The organism is Zhihengliuella sp. ISTPL4, assembly GCF_002848265.1.
Lineage (GTDB): Bacteria > Actinomycetota > Actinomycetes > Actinomycetales > Microbacteriaceae > Microbacterium.
This window is the reverse complement of the sequence record NZ_CP025422.1, coordinates 1197022-1213172: the sequence shown is the minus strand read 5'-3', so window position 1 is coordinate 1213172 and position 16151 is coordinate 1197022. Positions and strand designations below refer to the sequence as shown.

Annotated in this window: 15 protein-coding genes; 9 read left to right on the top strand and 6 right to left on the bottom strand. The window is 70.5% G+C overall.

The window, feature by feature from the left end; all coding sequences use genetic code 11:
• Positions 1 to 51: 51 nt before the first annotated feature.
• The 4 genes from CYL12_RS05895 to CYL12_RS05880 all read right to left on the bottom strand — a co-directional run bounded on the left by CYL12_RS05895 (position 52) and on the right by CYL12_RS05880 (position 4412).
• Positions 52 to 768: a GAP family protein gene (locus CYL12_RS05895; protein ID WP_101846365.1), complete on the bottom strand. Its 717-nt coding sequence runs from the start codon at positions 766 to 768 to the stop codon at positions 52 to 54.
• A gap of 43 nt (positions 769 to 811) precedes the next feature.
• Positions 812 to 1483: a GAP family protein gene (locus tag CYL12_RS05890; RefSeq protein ID WP_101846363.1), complete on the bottom strand. Its 672-nt coding sequence runs from the start codon at positions 1481 to 1483 to the stop codon at positions 812 to 814.
• Positions 1484 to 3163: a SulP family inorganic anion transporter gene (locus CYL12_RS05885; RefSeq protein WP_101846360.1), complete on the bottom strand. Its 1680-nt coding sequence runs from the start codon at positions 3161 to 3163 to the stop codon at positions 1484 to 1486.
• A gap of 115 nt (positions 3164 to 3278) precedes the next feature.
• Entirely contained in the window at positions 3279 to 4412 is a 1134-nt protein-coding gene (locus CYL12_RS05880) for an AI-2E family transporter (RefSeq protein WP_233486844.1), read from the bottom strand.
• A gap of 124 nt (positions 4413 to 4536) precedes the next feature.
• On the opposite strand from CYL12_RS05880, the gene CYL12_RS05875 reads away from it, so the two are divergent.
• Positions 4537 to 5160, top strand: a complete 624-nt coding sequence (locus CYL12_RS05875) for a hypothetical protein (RefSeq protein ID WP_101846358.1) — start codon at positions 4537 to 4539, stop codon at positions 5158 to 5160.
• 118 nt (positions 5161 to 5278) lie between these two features.
• Positions 5279 to 7786 carry a LuxR C-terminal-related transcriptional regulator gene (locus tag CYL12_RS05870; protein WP_101846356.1) on the top strand — a complete coding sequence of 836 codons (2508 nt, stop codon included), beginning with the start codon at positions 5279 to 5281 and terminating at the stop codon, positions 7784 to 7786.
• Between the two features lie 9 nt (positions 7787 to 7795).
• On the opposite strand, the gene CYL12_RS17110 is transcribed toward CYL12_RS05870, so the two are convergent.
• Positions 7796 to 8221 (bottom strand): DUF6325 family protein, encoded by a 426-nt coding sequence (locus CYL12_RS17110; protein ID WP_158297101.1) that lies wholly within the window; start codon positions 8219 to 8221, stop codon positions 7796 to 7798.
• A 196-nt stretch (positions 8222 to 8417) separates the two neighbouring features.
• On the opposite strand from CYL12_RS17110, the gene CYL12_RS05855 reads away from it, so the two are divergent.
• The 5 genes from CYL12_RS05855 to CYL12_RS05835 all read left to right on the top strand — a co-directional run bounded on the left by CYL12_RS05855 (position 8418) and on the right by CYL12_RS05835 (position 13878).
• Positions 8418 to 8852 (top strand): DUF6325 family protein, encoded by a 435-nt coding sequence (locus tag CYL12_RS05855; RefSeq protein ID WP_101846350.1) that lies wholly within the window; start codon positions 8418 to 8420, stop codon positions 8850 to 8852.
• Between the two features lies 1 nt (position 8853).
• Positions 8854 to 9204 carry an SHOCT domain-containing protein gene (locus tag CYL12_RS05850; RefSeq protein WP_101846348.1) on the top strand — a complete coding sequence of 117 codons (351 nt, stop codon included), beginning with the start codon at positions 8854 to 8856 and terminating at the stop codon, positions 9202 to 9204.
• Positions 9205 to 9232: 28 nt separating this feature from the next.
• Complete coding sequence (locus CYL12_RS05845; RefSeq protein WP_101846346.1) at positions 9233 to 10546, top strand: hypothetical protein; 1314 nt, start codon at positions 9233 to 9235, stop codon at positions 10544 to 10546.
• Between the two features lie 78 nt (positions 10547 to 10624).
• Complete coding sequence (locus CYL12_RS05840) at positions 10625 to 12958, top strand: arylsulfatase (protein WP_101846344.1); 2334 nt, start codon at positions 10625 to 10627, stop codon at positions 12956 to 12958.
• A 26-nt stretch (positions 12959 to 12984) separates the two neighbouring features.
• A complete protein-coding gene (locus CYL12_RS05835) occupies positions 12985 to 13878 on the top strand; it encodes a formylglycine-generating enzyme family protein (protein ID WP_101846342.1) in 894 nt (297 codons plus the stop codon).
• A gap of 19 nt (positions 13879 to 13897) precedes the next feature.
• Here CYL12_RS05835 and CYL12_RS05830 read toward each other — a convergent pair whose 3' ends face one another.
• The gene (locus CYL12_RS05830; RefSeq protein WP_101846340.1) at positions 13898 to 14830 is read right to left on the bottom strand and encodes an HAD family hydrolase; all 933 of its coding nucleotides are present in this window, start codon (positions 14828 to 14830) and stop codon (positions 13898 to 13900) included.
• Positions 14831 to 14989: 159 nt separating this feature from the next.
• Between CYL12_RS05830 and CYL12_RS05825 the strand changes: the two genes are divergently transcribed.
• Together CYL12_RS05825 and CYL12_RS05820 are read left to right on the top strand one after the other, a co-directional pair.
• Positions 14990 to 15199 (top strand): heavy-metal-associated domain-containing protein, encoded by a 210-nt coding sequence (locus CYL12_RS05825; protein ID WP_199399219.1) that lies wholly within the window; start codon positions 14990 to 14992, stop codon positions 15197 to 15199.
• Positions 15199 to 16143, top strand: a complete 945-nt coding sequence (locus CYL12_RS05820) for a heavy metal-binding domain-containing protein (protein ID WP_101846336.1) — start codon at positions 15199 to 15201, stop codon at positions 16141 to 16143. The genes CYL12_RS05825 and CYL12_RS05820 overlap by 1 nt, the downstream gene beginning before the upstream one ends.
• The last annotated feature ends 8 nt before the right edge of the window (positions 16144 to 16151 follow it).

Here is a 16151-nt window from a genome sequence, read left to right as displayed (position 1 = left end):
CGGGCCGCGTTCATCCGGGTGATCTCCGGTGGGGCGCATCGCGCGCTCTGATCAGACGAGGGCGCTGACCGCCTTGTCCAGCTGCAGGACACCGATCACGAGCAGCATCGCGGCGTTGAGGATGTGCGTGTTCCCCGCGATCCACGTGCGCAGGCGATCCAGTGCCGGTTGCGCGGACACCCCGCGAGCGACGACGTACAGCACGGGGGCGGCGATGGGCAGCGCCCCGAGGATGACGAAGGCGACGGTGACGGCGACGGTGGCGGCGGGGCCGACGTCGGCCAACGAGATGTCGAGGGCGGCGATGACCGCGCAGGAGGCGTCGACGGGGTTAAGGACGAACAGGGCGAGTCCCAGCAGGAAGGTGCGTCCGGGTCGGAAGGACTCCACCGAGTGCAGCCATCCCGGCAGCTGGGGCGAGGCGGCGACGACCTCTCGCGGCGAGGAGGCCGCGGCCATGGCGGCGATCCGCGCCCGCCCTTTGCGATACACCCAGACCGCGGCGCTCGTGAGGAAGACGCCGAGCAGCAGACGCACGACGGGCACCCAGAGCGGCGGTTCGAACTGCTCGTGGACGGCGACGGCGCGGAACACCCAGAGGAAGAGGACCAGCAGACCGGCGAGACCCACCAGCCAGCCGAGCAGGTAGGCGATCCCATTGGCGCGGGCGCGTCGGGAGACCAGCACCGCCACGAGCGCCATGATGGCCAGCGGGCTCAGGACCACTCCGAGGACCACGGGGAGCAGCGAGACGATGAGCTCGCCCATGCGTCCCTCCTTCCCGGCCGCGTCGGTGCCGCCGGCACAGCGCTCAGAAGCTGCCGATGCCCTTGCCGATCATGGACACGCCGATCACGAGCAGCAGCACGGCCATGATGACGGCGTTCTCGGCGGCGAGCCAGCCGCGCAGTGCGTCCAGCGGAGCCCGCAGCCGCGCGGCCGCGAAAAGGTAGCCGACCACAGGCACGAGAACCGTCGATGCGCCGATCAGGGTGAACACGGCGATCACGACGATCGAGGAGCCGGCGTCCACGGAGGCGGCGCCGATGTCGACCCCGGCGCCGGCGGAGAGCAGGAGATTCTTCGGGTTCACGGCCGACAGCAGCAGTCCGAGGCCGAGCGCGGTGCCGAAGGACATCGTGTCGATCGCCTTCATCCATGGCGGCAGCGCAGCGGTCTGTCCTGCCTTCGGGCGTTTGCGCCATTGCCCGACGGCCAGGACGAGCAGGAGGGCACCGAGGATGAGCTGGATGATGCCGCGGATCGGGCGGGAGGCATCCGGGTCCTGCTCCGGGAGTACCGCCGAGATGAGGGTGAAGATTGTGACCGCGGCCACGATGCCGAGGATCCAGCCCAGCAGGAAGCCGACGCTCGTGACGCGCGCTTTCGGGGACAGCAGCATGAGGATCGCGGCGATGATCGGGACGGGGCTGATCGCCACTCCCACGGCGAGGGGGAGGATCTCTCCGATGACGGGACCCATTCAGTCGTCCTTCCTGTGCGGAGCCGCCGATGCGGCGGGGGCCGGCGCGAGGCCGTTGATAGCGGCGCGGTTGGTGGCGTAGACGGGTTCTCGGTCGAGGAGTCCCAGCGATCGGAGCCGGCGCAGCGTATTCGGGCGGACACGGCTGAAAGCCAGGGAGATCGACTGCGTGCCCAGCCACTCCCGCAGGGCCTGGAAGGCCTCAGCGCCGGTGACGTCGACGTCGGTGACGGCCTCCATGTCGATGACGACGTGCTGGACGGCGGACGGCCCGGCCGCGCGGACGGCGTCCTTCACAGCGGTGGAGAACACGGCACCGTTGGCAAAGAACAGCGGGGCCGCGAGCCGGACGACGATCACGCCCGGCGCGGTGGTCGTGCCGGCGGGAGCGTCTTCCAACAGGGACTCGCCAGGGTCGCCGGAGGACTCCAGCACGTCGATCGCGGGGTGCGAGGCGCGCTGGGCGAGATTGATGAGGGCGAGCACGAAGGCGACGACGATCCCGGCGATCGAGCCGACGAACAGCGTCACGAGGAAGCAGACCGCGCCGATGACGAACTCGAAGCGGTCCAGGTGCCAGAGGCGGATGAAGTCGCGGATGCCGAGCAGGGGGATGATGGCGACGCCGACGATGGCGCCGATCGCCGGGGAGGGGATGTCGGCGAGGAGCGCGGTGCCGAAGAGCAGCAGCAAGAGCGTCCCGACAGCGAGCACGAGCGCGGGGAGTTGGGTGCGAGAGCCCGCCTGGTCCATCGCCGCGGTCCTCGAGGTGGAGGATCCGACCGCGAAGCTGCCCTGCGCGCCGGCGGCGACGTTCGCGACGCCGAAAGCCAGGAGGTCGCGGTTGGCGTGGAACGGGTAGCGGTGCTTCTCGGCGTAGGACCGCGAGACGAGCAGGCCCTCCGCCGTGGTCACGAGCGTCAGTGCGATCGCGGAGGGGACGAGGGCGAGCCACAGCGACCAGTCGATGATCGGCCACGTGAGAGCAGGAGGGCCGGCCGGGACCTCGCCGAGCACCGCGACGCCTCGACCGTCGAGACCTGTGAGGACGACGACGACCGTCGTCGCGACGAGGACGATCAGGGCCCAGGGCACCGCGCGGAGGAAACGCTGCCCGAGGAGCAGCACCGCGACCGAGACGCCGGCGAGGAGCACGGACCAGCCGTTGAGCGTCGGGAGGCCGGTAACCAGGTCGACGACCTTGTCGACGAATTCCGCTCCGGAATCGATCTTCACGCCGAGCATCTTCGCGATCTGGCTGACCATGATGTCGAGCGCCAGGCCTCCCACGAACCCGACCAGGATCGGCTTGGAGAGGAAGTTCGCCAGGAAGCCGAGCTTGAAGACGGCGAGCAGCAGGAACATGACGCCGCAGAGGATGGCCTGCGCGAGAGCGAGGGTCGCGTAGTCGGCGCTGCCCGCGACGGCCAGGCCGCCGATGGACGACGCCACGAGCGCCGCGGCGGCGGCATCGGGGGAGGCGACGAGTTGACGCGACGACACGACGAGCGCGTAGACCACGGTCGGGACGATCAGGGCATACAGGCCCGCGGTCGCGGGGAGACCGGCGATCTGCGCGTAGCCGATGTTGAGAGGGATGGCGATCGCGAGAAGCGTGACGCCCGCGGTGAGCTCGGTCGCGAGGTTTCGTCGGGTGAGTCCGGCGAGCGGACGCGGCATGCCATCTCCCTTCGTCGTCCGGCGGGTCGTTCCGGCTTCACGATGGCATCGTCGGACGTCGACGAACAGAGCGGAGAGGAACCTCGCCCTGGTGATTTCCGGCGTCGGCTCGGCGTCAGCGGCGCCGGAGACGGCGTCGGGTGGGCGCGGCGGGAGGTGGGGAGGGCGGCGTCGGCTCCGGGAGCGCGGTGCGGTCGCCGCTGAGCCAGCGCACCCAGGTCGAACCCGGATCGCCCTCGAGGACGAGGGCCCGGACGAGCAGCGTGAGCGGGATCGAGAGGATGGCCCCCAGCGGTCCGATCACGAAGGTCCAGAAGATCACCGAGAAGAAGCTCAGCGTCAGGCTCAGATCGACGGCATCGCTGACGAACTTCGGCTGGACGAGCACCTGGAGGACGACGTTCACGACGCAGTACACGGCGATGACGCCGAGCAGCAGCGGCCAACCGCCCACGACGAACGCGAGGATGGCCGGCGGGATGAGTCCCAACACGAAGCCGATGTTGGGGATGAAATTCGTGACGAACGCGAGGATCGCCCACACCACGGGGGCCGGGACGCCCATCCACCACAGGGCGAGACCGTCGATGATCGCCACGACGGCACCGAACGCGGCGTTGACCACGTAGTAGCGGCGGACTCCCGTCTGCAGCCGGGCGATGCGCTGCAGGACCGGGCCGTGCGTGGCACCGAAGAGTCCAGGCGCCTGCCGATAGCGCGCCGCATCGGCTGCGAGGAAGATGATGTACGCGCAGACGAAGAACAGCGCGGTGGCCACCCCCAGCACGGCGCTGCCCAGACTCCCCGCCACGCCGAGAAGGGTCTCCGGGTCGAGGACCGAGGCTGCGGCGTCCGCCGCCTCCTGGTCGAGCCCCAGCGACTGCAACCAGGCGACGACCTGGTCGGCGGTCCGCAGGAGGCCGTCCTGTGACGCGAGATCGCCGACGAGCCGGGCGAACTGGGTGCCGGCCAACCACAGCAGCGCCGCCATCGCCAGCAGGATCACATACGCGAGCACGATCACGGCGGTCGTCCCGATCCAGGCGGGCCGACCGGGGCGCTGGAAGGGGCGGCGGATCGGCTCGCAGATCACCACGATGACGATCGCCAGGGCTAGCGGGCCGAAGACCTCCCGCGACAGGGAGATGCCCGCGAGGACGATCGCGCTCGCCGCCAGGAGGAGCAGGATCCGCAGGGCGGGCGGCAGGCTACGGTCGGCGGGGCCGGGTGAGGACGGGGTGGAGGTCACGCGGCCAGCGTAACCTCCGCGCGGGCGACGGCCCCGCGGCTCGCCCGTTCCCGGACGGGAGGGCGCTCACCCGGTCCGGGTGACCTGCGGGCGACCCGCCGCCGCGCGGCCGGACAATGAGGGCATGGACACGAAGAGCGGGACCCGGTCGCCGCACCGGTTCCTCGACATCGCCACGGTGGTGCTCCTGGCGGTGACCGCCGTGCTCACCGCCTGGTGCGGGTTCGAGGCCTCGAAGTGGGGAGGCGAGATGTCCATCGCCTTCAGCCAGGCATCCTCCGCGCGGGTGCAGGCGGCCTCGGCGCAGGCGACCGCTCAGGCCGCGCGACAGTACGACCTCACCCTCTACACGGAATGGGTGCTCGCCGAGGCGGACGGGCGGCAGGACCTCGTCGAGTTCGTGGAACAGCGGTTCACCGACGAGTTCGCCGTCGCCTTCGACGCCTGGGTGGCGGATGGCAGGAGCGAACGGGGGCCGTTCGTGATGGCGGAGTACGTCCCGCCGGGAACGCGGGCGGCCGAGGAGCTGTCGGCGGAGGCGGATGCCCGCTTCGCCGACGCGCTGCGGAACAACCAGCGCGGGGACGACTACTCCCTCCTGACGGTGCTGTTCGCCCTGGTGCTGTTCTTCGCCGCGCTCTCGCAGAATCAGCGGGCGACGTGGCGACGCACGGTGTTCTTCGTGCTCAGCGGCGTCATCGCGGTCGTCGGGGTCGTCCTGCTCGCCACGTTCCCGATCAAGATCTGAGCCGCGGCGACGGAGTTCATCCGGGTGATTGCCGAGCGGAGACCTGTGAGGGGGCGCGGCCCCGTGATTACGTGTTGCCATGTCGCCTCCCGTACGTTCCACGAGGCCGGGGCCGGCGATGCGTTTCCGGCCCCCCGCCCTTCCCATCGGGACTCTGCCGCGGGAGCGCGTCACCGCGGCGATCGCGGATGCGTTGACCGCGGACGGCGTGACCGTCATCAGTGCCCCCAGCGGCTACGGGAAGACGACAGCCGTCAGCGCGTGGGCGTCGGCCCGTGAGGACGTCGCCTGGCTCTGCCTGAGCGCCTCGGATGACGACCCGGCCCTGCTGACGGCCGGCATCGTGCACGCGCTCGCGCTCGCCGCCGAGCGCGATGGGCGCGACTTCGTCGTCCGCGGCGATCTGGAGGACCCGGTGCGCGCTTATCGGGAGCTCTGTGCGGCGCTCCACGATGGCCGGAATCCGGTGCACCTCGTCGTCGACGATGCGCACCGTGCGGGCGAGGCGTGGCGCGACGGGCTCCTCGGCCTCCTCGCGGAGCAGCCGCCGGACGGCCTGCGCCTCATCCTCGTCGGCACCACGTTGATCGAGGTGACGCTCTCGCGTCATCGGCTCATGCATCCCGGGTCGTTCATCGGCTCCGAAGCGCTCGCCTTCTCGACGGACGAGATACGCAGCCTGGCGGACTCGCCGTCCGGCGGACTCGACGCGGACGCGGTTCGGGAGGAGACGGGAGGGTGGCCGATCGCCGTCCGGCTCGTACTGGTCGGCGGCGCTCTGCCGTCGACCCGCGCGTCGACCGCCGCCGCCTTCCTCGGCGATTACGTCCGCGAGCACGTTCTCGGTGCGCTGCCGTCTTCACTCGCCGCTTTCGTCCTCGACGGCACCTCCTGTGCGGAGCTCACGCCGGAGACCGCCGCGGAGGTGACCGGCAGGGAGGACGCGGCGGATGCGCTCGAGACGTGCGTCCGGCTCGGGTTGTTCCTCGACCGCTTCGACGGCCCGGACGGTCCTTCCTACCGCTGGCACCCGGCCTTCGCGCGCCGGTGCGCGGACCTTGCTCGTGCGGATGCCGTCCGCTCTGCCGCTGTCCACCGGCGCGCCGCCCGCGCTCTGGAGCGCAGGGACCCGATCGCGGCCGTGAGCCACGCCCGCCGCGCGGGCGACCGGACCGGCGCCAGGGCCATCCTGCTCCGTCACTGGCTGGGACTGGTCGTCGGCGCTTCCGCCCGCGAGGTGGAGCGGGCCGCGACCATGCTCTTGCACGACACACCGGACGACCCGCACCTGCTGCTCGTCCGTGCCGGCGCCAGCGACGTCCTCGGAGACCATCGCGTGGCTCGCGACCTGTGTCGACGGGCCGAGGTCATCCTCGAGCGGGAGCCCGGGTCCGACGATCCCGCTGTCCTGCACATCGTCCGGCTGCTGCTCACCGAGTCCTCCGCAGGAACCGCGGCCTCCGGCGCGGAGATCCGCACACTGCTGCAGGCGGAGGACGACAGGATGTACGGCGGACGGGTGGCCCTCAACCACCTCCTCGGATGGACCGCGTTGCGCGATCGCCACGCCCCCGAGCTCGCCGTCGAGTACTTCTCCGCTGCGGCACGGGAGGCGCGGGACGCGGGCGACGCGGAGCTGACGGCCCGCGCCCTCGGGCACCTCGCGTACGGCCTCGCCACATCCGGCCGTCTTGCCGAGGCCGCATCCGTGCTGTCCGAGAACGGGAGTGTCGCGGATATCCGGCTTCCGGTGAACACGTTCGCCCGGGGGAGCGCCCCGGCGGCGGCGGGGTGGGTCGCCTACTGGTCCGCGGAGGCTGACGAGGCACTCCGACTCTTCGGGGCCGCGCGCGAAGAGGCTGGAGCCGGCCGGGATCTCGCCGGGCATGCGCGCATGATGAGCGCCTACGCGGCAGCGCTCACAGGAGACCCCGCGACGTGCCGCCGCGCCGCGATCGGTGTGCAGGACCTCCCCGTAGACGTGGTGCAGGGTGTGCCATGGCCTGCATTCCGCGAGTCTTCCGTGGCGCTGCTGGAAGAGGCGGTGGGGCGGAGGGAGCGGGCTCTGCGGATCGCGCGGAAGTACGTCGGTGGCACGGACCTTCCACTCGTCGGGGTCGCGCTCTCGGGGATCCTGCGACGGGCGGAGGAGCCTGCCGCGGCGCTGGAGATGCTGCGATCGTTGCACACGTCGACCGAAGTGTCGTACGTGAAAGCGGCGACGCTGATCACGGCGGCGGTTCTCCGGCGGGGGACGGGGCATCACGCGGATGCCCATGAGCTGTGCGAGGCGGCTCTCGCCGTGGCCTCGGAGGAGAACCTCCTCGTGCTCTTCGGCCCGCGGGAGGTCGCGGTGCGCCGGCTGCTGCGGGCGCACCTGCACCATGGGACGCAGTTCGAGGACTTCATCAGCCGATGTCTCGCCGTCGAGCTCGTCGGGTCCGCGACCGATCGGCTGTCCGAGCGCGAGCGCGACGTGTTCCACCAGATGCAGACGCCGCGGACGTTGCCGGAGATCGCCAAGGAGTTGTGCGTATCGGTCAACACGGTCAAGACCCATCAGCGCGCGATCTACCGCAAGCTCGGCGTCTCGTCCCGACGGGAAGCCGTGCTCGCGATGGTGTGATTCCGTGGTTCAGCGGACCCTGCCGAGCGTCGCCACGAGGGCCGCGTTCGCGATCGCGGAGGGGATCGCCTGTGTCGCCAGAACCTGATCGCCCAACTCTTCGACCTCCTGGATGAAGCGCACGTCCCAGCGTTGCTCCACCAGGATGACGGCAGCCGTCGATCCCGGAGGAACCCACGGAAGGAAATGGCCCACGTCGTCGAGTGAGATCAGGCCGGGTGTGTAGAGGCCCAGGCCGGCGAGGGCGAGGTCGTCCCCATCGATCTCCATCACGCGGGGCTCGTCCGCACCCCGGCGCACGACGAGGAGGTCGAGGACGCGCAGCGTGCCGGCCTGGACCTCTCGCAGGAGTGGCTCCAGCACCGGCGGTCCCGGGCGCTCGCGACGGAGGCCGACCACGATGAAAGTGACGTCACCCAACGCGTAACTTCCCATCCTCACCCCCGTGCCTCGAACCGGTCCTCTGTCGCCGATGGTGTCACCCGTCGGCGCCGACGATGATTCGCGGTCACCCCGGCCGGGCGAGGACCTGCCCGTCCAGAGTCGGCCGGACTCACCCGGACCGGGTGAGGCCACGGCTGCGAACGGGAGTCGCCGGTGCGATTCTGCTCGCGGACGAAAGGGTGGTGACATGAAGGAATTCCGATTCGGCCCTGCCGAGTTCTACCTCGTCGGCTTCGACGGCGATCGGCCGGACCCGGCGACGTTCGTTGCGCTGGCCGAACTGGTGTCGAGCGGGGTCGTGCGGCTGCTGGACTTCGTGCTGCTGACGAAGACGACGGACGGCGAGGTGGCGCTCCTGGAACCGGAGGAGGGCGACGAGCCCCTGACGCTCGAGGGATGGGAGCCGCTCGCTGCCGGACTCGCGAGCGAGGACGACGTCCGTGCCCTGGCGGAGATCGTGCCGCCGGGAAGCTCGGCGGCGGTCGTGGTGCTCGAGCTCGCCTTCGCCCGCACCCTCGCTCAGGACCTGGCCGCCGCTGGAGGCCAGGTGCTGCGCAGCGAGCGCGTTCCGGCGCCGGTCGTGAACGCGGTCATGGACATCCTCGATCAGGAAGGTGAATGACATGCCTCTGCGGAGATTCGGCCGGCCGGGCCTCATCGGCCTCGCCGCGCGGACCGCGGTGGTCGCCGGTACGGCGACCGCGGTGCAGGGAGCCGCGATGCGGCACCAGGAGCGTCGGGCTCAGAGCGAGTACGAACAGCAGCAGTACGAGGCTGCGCAGCAGCAGGCGCAGATGGATGCGGCCGCGCAGAATGCGGCCGCGCAGTATGCGCCGCCTCCGACGACGCCCCCCGCAGCGGGGCCCCCGGCGGACGACCTGATCGCGAAGCTGCAGGAGCTCGGATCGTTGAAGGCGTCCGGCGTGCTGACGGACGAGGAATTCACCGCGGCGAAGCAGAAGCTGCTGCGCTGAACGGCCCAACGATCGAGGTGAGACGAGGATGAGCGAGGTCGAGGAGCTGCGTGCGCGGCTGCGGGCGCTGGAACAGGAGAACGCGGCTCTGCGCCGACCGCAGCGGCGGCTCTCCGCCCGCAGCGCGATCGCGGGGATCGTCCTCGTCGTGGCGGTGCTCGTGGCGCCGATCGCGGCGATGGGGACCTGGGCGCGCCTCCAGCTCGTGGATGCGGACCGCTTCGTGGCGACGTTCGCCCCGCTCGCCGCGGACCCGGATGTCCAGGACTTCGTCGCAGACCAGGTGACCGCCGCGATCGACGAGCAGGTCGACCTGGACGCCGTCGTCGGTGACCTCTTCGACGGATTGCGCGCGCTGGATCTGCCGCCGCGGGCCGAATCCGCGCTCGGCTTGCTGCAGGCGCCCGCCGCTTCCGGGCTGTCGTCCCTGATCGACGGCGTCGTGCACGATGTCGTGTCCTCTCGGCAGTTCGCGGACATCTGGGCCGAGACCCTGAGGTTCACGCACGAGCGTGCCGTGGCGATCCTGCAGGATGAGCCGGGGACGGCGCTGCAGCTCGGCGACGACGGCGTGCTCTCGGTTGATCTGGGCGTGGTCGTCGAGCGGGTCAAGGAAGAGCTGGCCGCACGTGGCGCCGGATTCGCCGATCTCATCCCGGTGATCGACCGCACGATCCCGGTGGTCCAGGCGGACGCCCTCGTGCTGGTGCGGACGGTGTACCAGGTCGCGGTGACCGCGGGGTTCTGGCTGCCCTGGGTCGTCCTCGGCCTCGTCGTGCTCGGCGTCCTGCTCGCCGTGCAGCGGCCGCGGGCGCTGCTGTGGACGAGCCTCGGGTTCGCCGTCGTTTTCCTGCTTCTCGCTGCGGGGATGGGCATCGGACGCGGATTCTTCATCGGCGCGGTCAGCCCGTCGATCATGACGGCGGCGGCAGCCGGATCCCTGTTCGACCAACTCACCGCGCTCCTGGGCTCGACCATCGTGGCGCTGGCGCTCGTCGGGATGCTGATCGCGATCTGGGCGTGGCTGGCCGGATCGAGCCGGAGCGCCTCGACGGTGCGCGGCGTCGTCGAGAGCGGTTTCGGTGCGGTGCGCGCCTCGGCGGAGGGGCACGGCCTCTCCACGGGGCGCTTCGGTGAGGTGGTCGACCGCTATCGCGGGGCGATCCTCATCGCTGGGATGGCGATCGGGGTGCTCGTGCTGCTGGCGACGCGCCCCGTCACCCTCGGTGCGGTCATCGGTGTGGCGATCGGGCTCCTCGTCCTGGCGATCCTCGTGGAACTCATCCGCCGACCCGCCCCGTCGGTCGCGGAGCCCGCCGCTGTCCTCACCCGGGAGGGGTGAGGACGGGCGCACGCCGCAGACCGGACGCTGCACACTCGGACCGAGGGGCTCGGCCCCGTCGTGAGCGAAGGAGAGACGATGTCGGAATTCAACTCGGACTTCTCGGGCGAGATCACGCTGGATGTCCGCGACTCCCGCCCGGACTGGGCGCCCTACGAGCTGCGGAAGGCTCCGGAGGGGGCACCGAACGTCCTCGTGGTGCTCTACGACGACACCGGGCTGGCGTCGTGGTCGCCCTACGGCGGACGCATCGCGATGCCGACGATGGACCGTCTCGCCGCCGGTGGCCTCACGTACACGCAGTGGCACACGACCGCGCTGTGCTCGCCGACCCGGTCCACGATGCTCACCGGTCGCAACCACCACGTCAACCGCGCCGGCGTCATCATGGAGGGCACCAACGGGTTCCCCGGCTTCGCGGGGCGTCTTCCGGCCGAGTGCGCGACGATCGGCCAGGTGCTGCAGGAGAACGGCTACAGCACCTTCTGGCTCGGCAAGAACCACAACGTTCCTGAGGAGGACATCGCGCCGGGAGGCAGCCGCTCGATGTGGCCGCTGCAACTCGGATTCGATCGCTTCTATGGGTTCCTCGGCGGCGAGACGAACAACTGGTATCCGGACCTCGTGGAGGACAACCACTTCATCGAGCAGCCGTACAGCCCGGAGGACGGATATCACCTCTCCAAGGATCTCGCGGACCAGGCGCTCTCGATGATCCGCAACCAGCAGGCCTCGAACCCCTCGAAGCCCTGGTACATGTGGTTCTGCCCCGGCGCGAATCATGCCCCGCACCACGCGCCGCAGGAGTACATCGACAAGTACAGGGGCGCGTTCGATGACGGCTACGACGCCTACCGCGAGTGGGTGCTCGCGCGCATGATCGAGAAGGGCGTGCTGCCGGAAGGCACGCAGATGACGCCGTTCAACCCGCTGCCGGAGGATGCGGCGAACCCGGCCGACTACGTCCGCCCCTGGGCGGAGTTGAACGACGACGAGCGGCGCCTGTTCGCCCGGATGGCCGAGGTGTTCGCCGGGTTCTCCGAGTACACGGACGCCCAGGTCGGGCGGATCGTGGACTACCTGGAGGAGACCGGGCAGCTGGACAACACGATCATCTTCTACTGCGCCGACAACGGCGCCTCGGGGGAGGGCTCGCCGGACGGCTCGGTGAACGAGAACAAGTTCTTCAACGGCTACCCCGACGATCTCTCCGAGAATCTCGCGATGATCGACACACTGGGCTCGGCCGACACCTATAACCACTATCCGACCGGGTGGGCGGCCGCGTTCTCCACGCCGTTCCAGATGTTCAAGCGCTACTCCCAGTACTCCGGCGGCACCTGCGACCCGATGGTCGTCCACTGGCCGAAGGGCATCGCGGCGAAGGGCGAGCTGCGCCACCAGTACCACCACTCGGTGGACGTCGTGGCAACGGTGCTCGACGTGATCGGCATCGAGATGCCGGAGTCGTTCCGCGGGGTGCCGCAGCGACCGCTCGACGGCGTCTCGATGAAGCCCTCCTTCGACGCGGCGCCGGACGGGCCGACGACGAAGACGGTCCAGTACTATTCGATGCTCGGCACCAGGGGGATCTGGAAGGACGGCTGGAAGGCGGCGGCCGTGCACGCCCCGTTGAGCGGCAAGGGCCACTTCGACGACGACGTGTGGGAGCTCTACCACGTGGACGAGGACCGGTCCGAGTCGAACGACCTCGCCGCGACGCACCCGGAGAAGGTGCAGGAGCTCATCGCGGCCTGGTTCGCGGAGGCGGAAGCGAACTTCGCCCTTCCGCTCGACGACCGTTCGGCGCGGGACGTGCTGAACGTGGCGAGGCCGCAGGCGGAGCCGCCCCGGGATCGCTACCTGTACTTCCCCGGCACCGCGGCGGTGCCGGAGAGCGTCGCGGTCAACGTCCGAGGGCGCTCGTACAAGATCATCGCCGACGTCGTCCTCGACGACGGCGCCGAAGGGGTGATCTTCGCGCACGGCTCCCGGTTCGGCGGGCACTCGCTGTTCCTGAAGGACAACCGGCTCGTCTACGTGTACAACTTCCTCGGCATCCCGCCCGAGCAGTCCTTCTCGTCGGAGGAGCTCACCCCTGGACCGCATACCCTCGGGGTGGAGTTCGTGCGGGAGGGGGCGGGAGAGCACGGCGAGTCCCTCGGTACGACGACGCTGTACGTCGACGACCGTGCGGTGGCCTCGGCGCCGATGCGCGCGCAGATCGGCAAGTTCACACTCTGTGGCGACGGGCTCTGCGTCGGATGGGACAGCGCGGATCCGGTGAGTTCGCAGTACCGCAACCCGTTCCCGTTCACCGGCGGCAAGCTCCTGGGAGTGGCGATCGACGTGAGCGCGGAGCAGTATCTCGATCTGGAACTCGAGGCGGCGGCGATGCTGTCGCGGGAGTGAGCGATGCAGCGGCTTAGCATGAGGGCATGACGGCGATGATCGAGATCCCCGGCGGAACCCTCCTCATGGGGTCGGACGAGTTCTATCCGGAGGAGGGGCCCGTGCATGAGCGCCGCGTGGAGCCGTTCACGCTGGACGAGCATCCCGTCACGAACCGTGCGTTCGCCGCCTTCGTGGACGACACGGGCTACGTCACGATCGCCGAGCGGCCGATGGACCCCGCCGATTACCCCGGCGTGCATCCGGATGACCTCGTCCCGGGTGCCATGGTGTTCACGCCCACCCGAGGCCCCGTCGACCTGCGCGACTGGCGGCAGTGGTGGCGCTGGGAACCGGGGGCGTCCTGGCGGCACCCCTTCGGTCCCGCCTCGTCGATCGACGACCGCCTCGACCATCCGGTCGTGCAGATCGCCTTTCCCGACGCCGCCGCCTACGCCGCCTGGGCCGGCAAGCGCCTGCCGAGCGAGGCGGAGTGGGAATGGGCGGCGCGGGGTGGCCTCGTCGGTGCCCGCTTCGCCTGGGGCGAGGAAACGAAGCCGGGTGGCGCCGTCATGGCCGACACCTGGCAGGGGGCGTTCCCGTACCGGAACGACGGGGCCGGCGGCTGGGTCGGCACCGCACCCGTGGGTTCCTTCCCCGCGAACGGTTACGGGCTGAGAGACATGATCGGCAACGTGTGGGAGTGGACGGCGGACTACTGGATGCACCGGCACGTGCCTCCTGGCACGGTGGGTGTGGATGCGGGTCAGCGCGCGAGCCTCCTGTCGTCCGAGCCGGGCTCGCCCATCCCGCGCCGGGTGCTCAAGGGGGGCTCTCACCTCTGCGCGCCGGAGTACTGCCTGCGGTATCGCCCCGCGGCGCGGTCGGCGCAGGCGGAGGACACCGCCATGACGCACATCGGGTTCCGCTGCGCCCTGTGAGCGCCTGACGCTCCTCGCCTCAGGCCGGCTCGGGGAACACGGACGCCCAGTCGTCCCGGACGCTCACCACGGTGTAGCCTCGGTCGGCGGCGGAAGCCAGGACGCGCTCGGCCCCGGTGTCGTAGGGCGCGTCGCCGCGAGCCGGATCGTCGTGATGGATCAGCAGCGCGAGTCCGGGGTGCGGGCCGCCGTGCGCGAAGTCGAGCATCGGCATGTCGCCGTTGGAGTTGCCTGCCGCCAGCAGCGGGCGACGGCCGATCCGACTCCAGATCCGCACCGGCTTCTCCGGGCCGTCGTCGAAGAACGCCAGGGCTGAGGAGTAGCGGACGGTCGCGTCCTTCTCGTCGTAGGCGAGCCCGAGCGCCGAACCGATCACGCGCTCGGGAGGGATGCCGTAGTTCGCCTGCGTCATGGGGCGCATGAAGTCGCGCTCACCGCCCGAGACGATGTAGCAGGTGAATCCGTGGGTTTCGAGGTAGCGCAGCAGCTCCACCATCGGCGTGTACACGGACTCCGCGTAGGGGCGACCGAGGAGGGGGTGCTGCGCGGTCCGGTAGAACTCTGTGACCGAGCGGGCGTAGTCCTCCACGCTGACGCCGTCGGTCAGTCCGACGAGCGCCTGGATGATGACGCCGAGGTCGGAGTCATCGCCGGCGTAGTGCTTGTCGATCGCGGCGCCGAGCCAGGCGAGGTCACCGGTGACCGCTGCGCGATACGGCTGCCCGTCGGCGAGGGAGGGATCCCGCGTGGCCGCCTCCCGCCAGCGTTCCACCACGTAGGCCAGCTGGGTGGGCATGGGTTTCTCGGACCAGAGGGTGCCGTCGTTGTCGAAGACCGCGACGCGCTCCTCCGTCGGGACAGCGTCCGGACCGTCGCACACGGTGGCGACGAACGTCTCGATGGCGCGACGCGTGGCGGTGTCCCGCCACGACGGCAGAGCAGAGGTATCCATGGCGGCGATCCTCGCAGGAGAGCCTTCCGAACGGTGACCGTCCTCACCCGGAACGGACGAGCCCCTGGATGTGGGCGCGGTCGCGGGAATACCCGCCATGGGTATAGGGTTGAGTCGAAGTAGTACCCCAGGGGGGTATCCGAGACGAGAGGAACCATGATGAGCACCAGCGAGTACCAGGTCTCCGGGATGAGCTGCGGTCACTGCGAGGTGGCGATCCGCGAGGAGGTGTCCCGCGTCCCCGGCGTCGATGGTCTCGACATCAGCGCCCAGACCGGGAAGCTCGTCGTCCGCGGCGGTGCGCCGGTGGACGACGCCGCGATCCTCGCCGCCGTCGACGAGGCGGGCTACCAGGCGGTCCGCGCCTGATGAACACCGCCGGTCGGCTCGGCCTCTACGGGGCGGGCCTCGTGGTCATCTTCGGAGCGGCTTTCGCAACCGCCGGAGCCGTCGTGCCCGAGACTGCCGTAGCCTCCTGGACCGAGCGCGGCGCCACCGCTCATCCCGACGAGCACGAGCAGGACGGACGCGCCGACGGGGCGGTCGAAGAGGAGGACGGCGTGAACGGTACGGCTCTGGCGGCCTCCGGCTTCGTGCTCGGCGCGATCACCGCGCCGAGCACGGTGGACACGGAGGGGACACTCTCCTTCGTCGTCTCGGAAGAGAGCGGGGCGCCGGTGACGGCCTTCGAGACGGCGCACGACAAGGAGCTGCACCTCATCGTCGTACGGACCGACGGCTCGGGCTATCGCCACGTCCACCCCGAGCTCGACGAGGCGACCGGGACCTGGTCGCTGCCCTGGCGGTGGGATGCCGCCGGCACGTATCGCGCGTACGCCGATTTCACGGCCGCGGACGGGACGAGCGCCACGCTGTCGCGGACCGTCGAGGTCGCCGGGACCGTCCGTCCGGAGGAGCCGACCGATGTGGGGGACGAGGTCCGCGTCGCTGGCTTCGACGTGACGCTGCGCGGGGAGCTCCGCGCGGGCGCGCCGACCGAGCTGACGGCGGAGATCACGCGCGACGGCGCCCCGGTCACGACGCTGGAGCCCTACCTCGGCGCCTTCGGACATCTGGTGGCGCTCCGCCAGGGCGACCTCGCCTACCTCCACGTGCACGCGCACGGCGACGAGCCGCAGCCGGACGAACTCGCCGGGCCGGACGTGACCTTCACCGCGGTCGCCCCGACCGCGGGCCGGTACCTCCTCTATCTGGACTTCCAGGTTGACGGTGAGGTGCACACGGCCGCGTTCGTCCTCGACGCCGCGGTCGGCGACGACGGTGGAAGTACGGCCGAGCACGACGGGCACTGAGCCCCAGG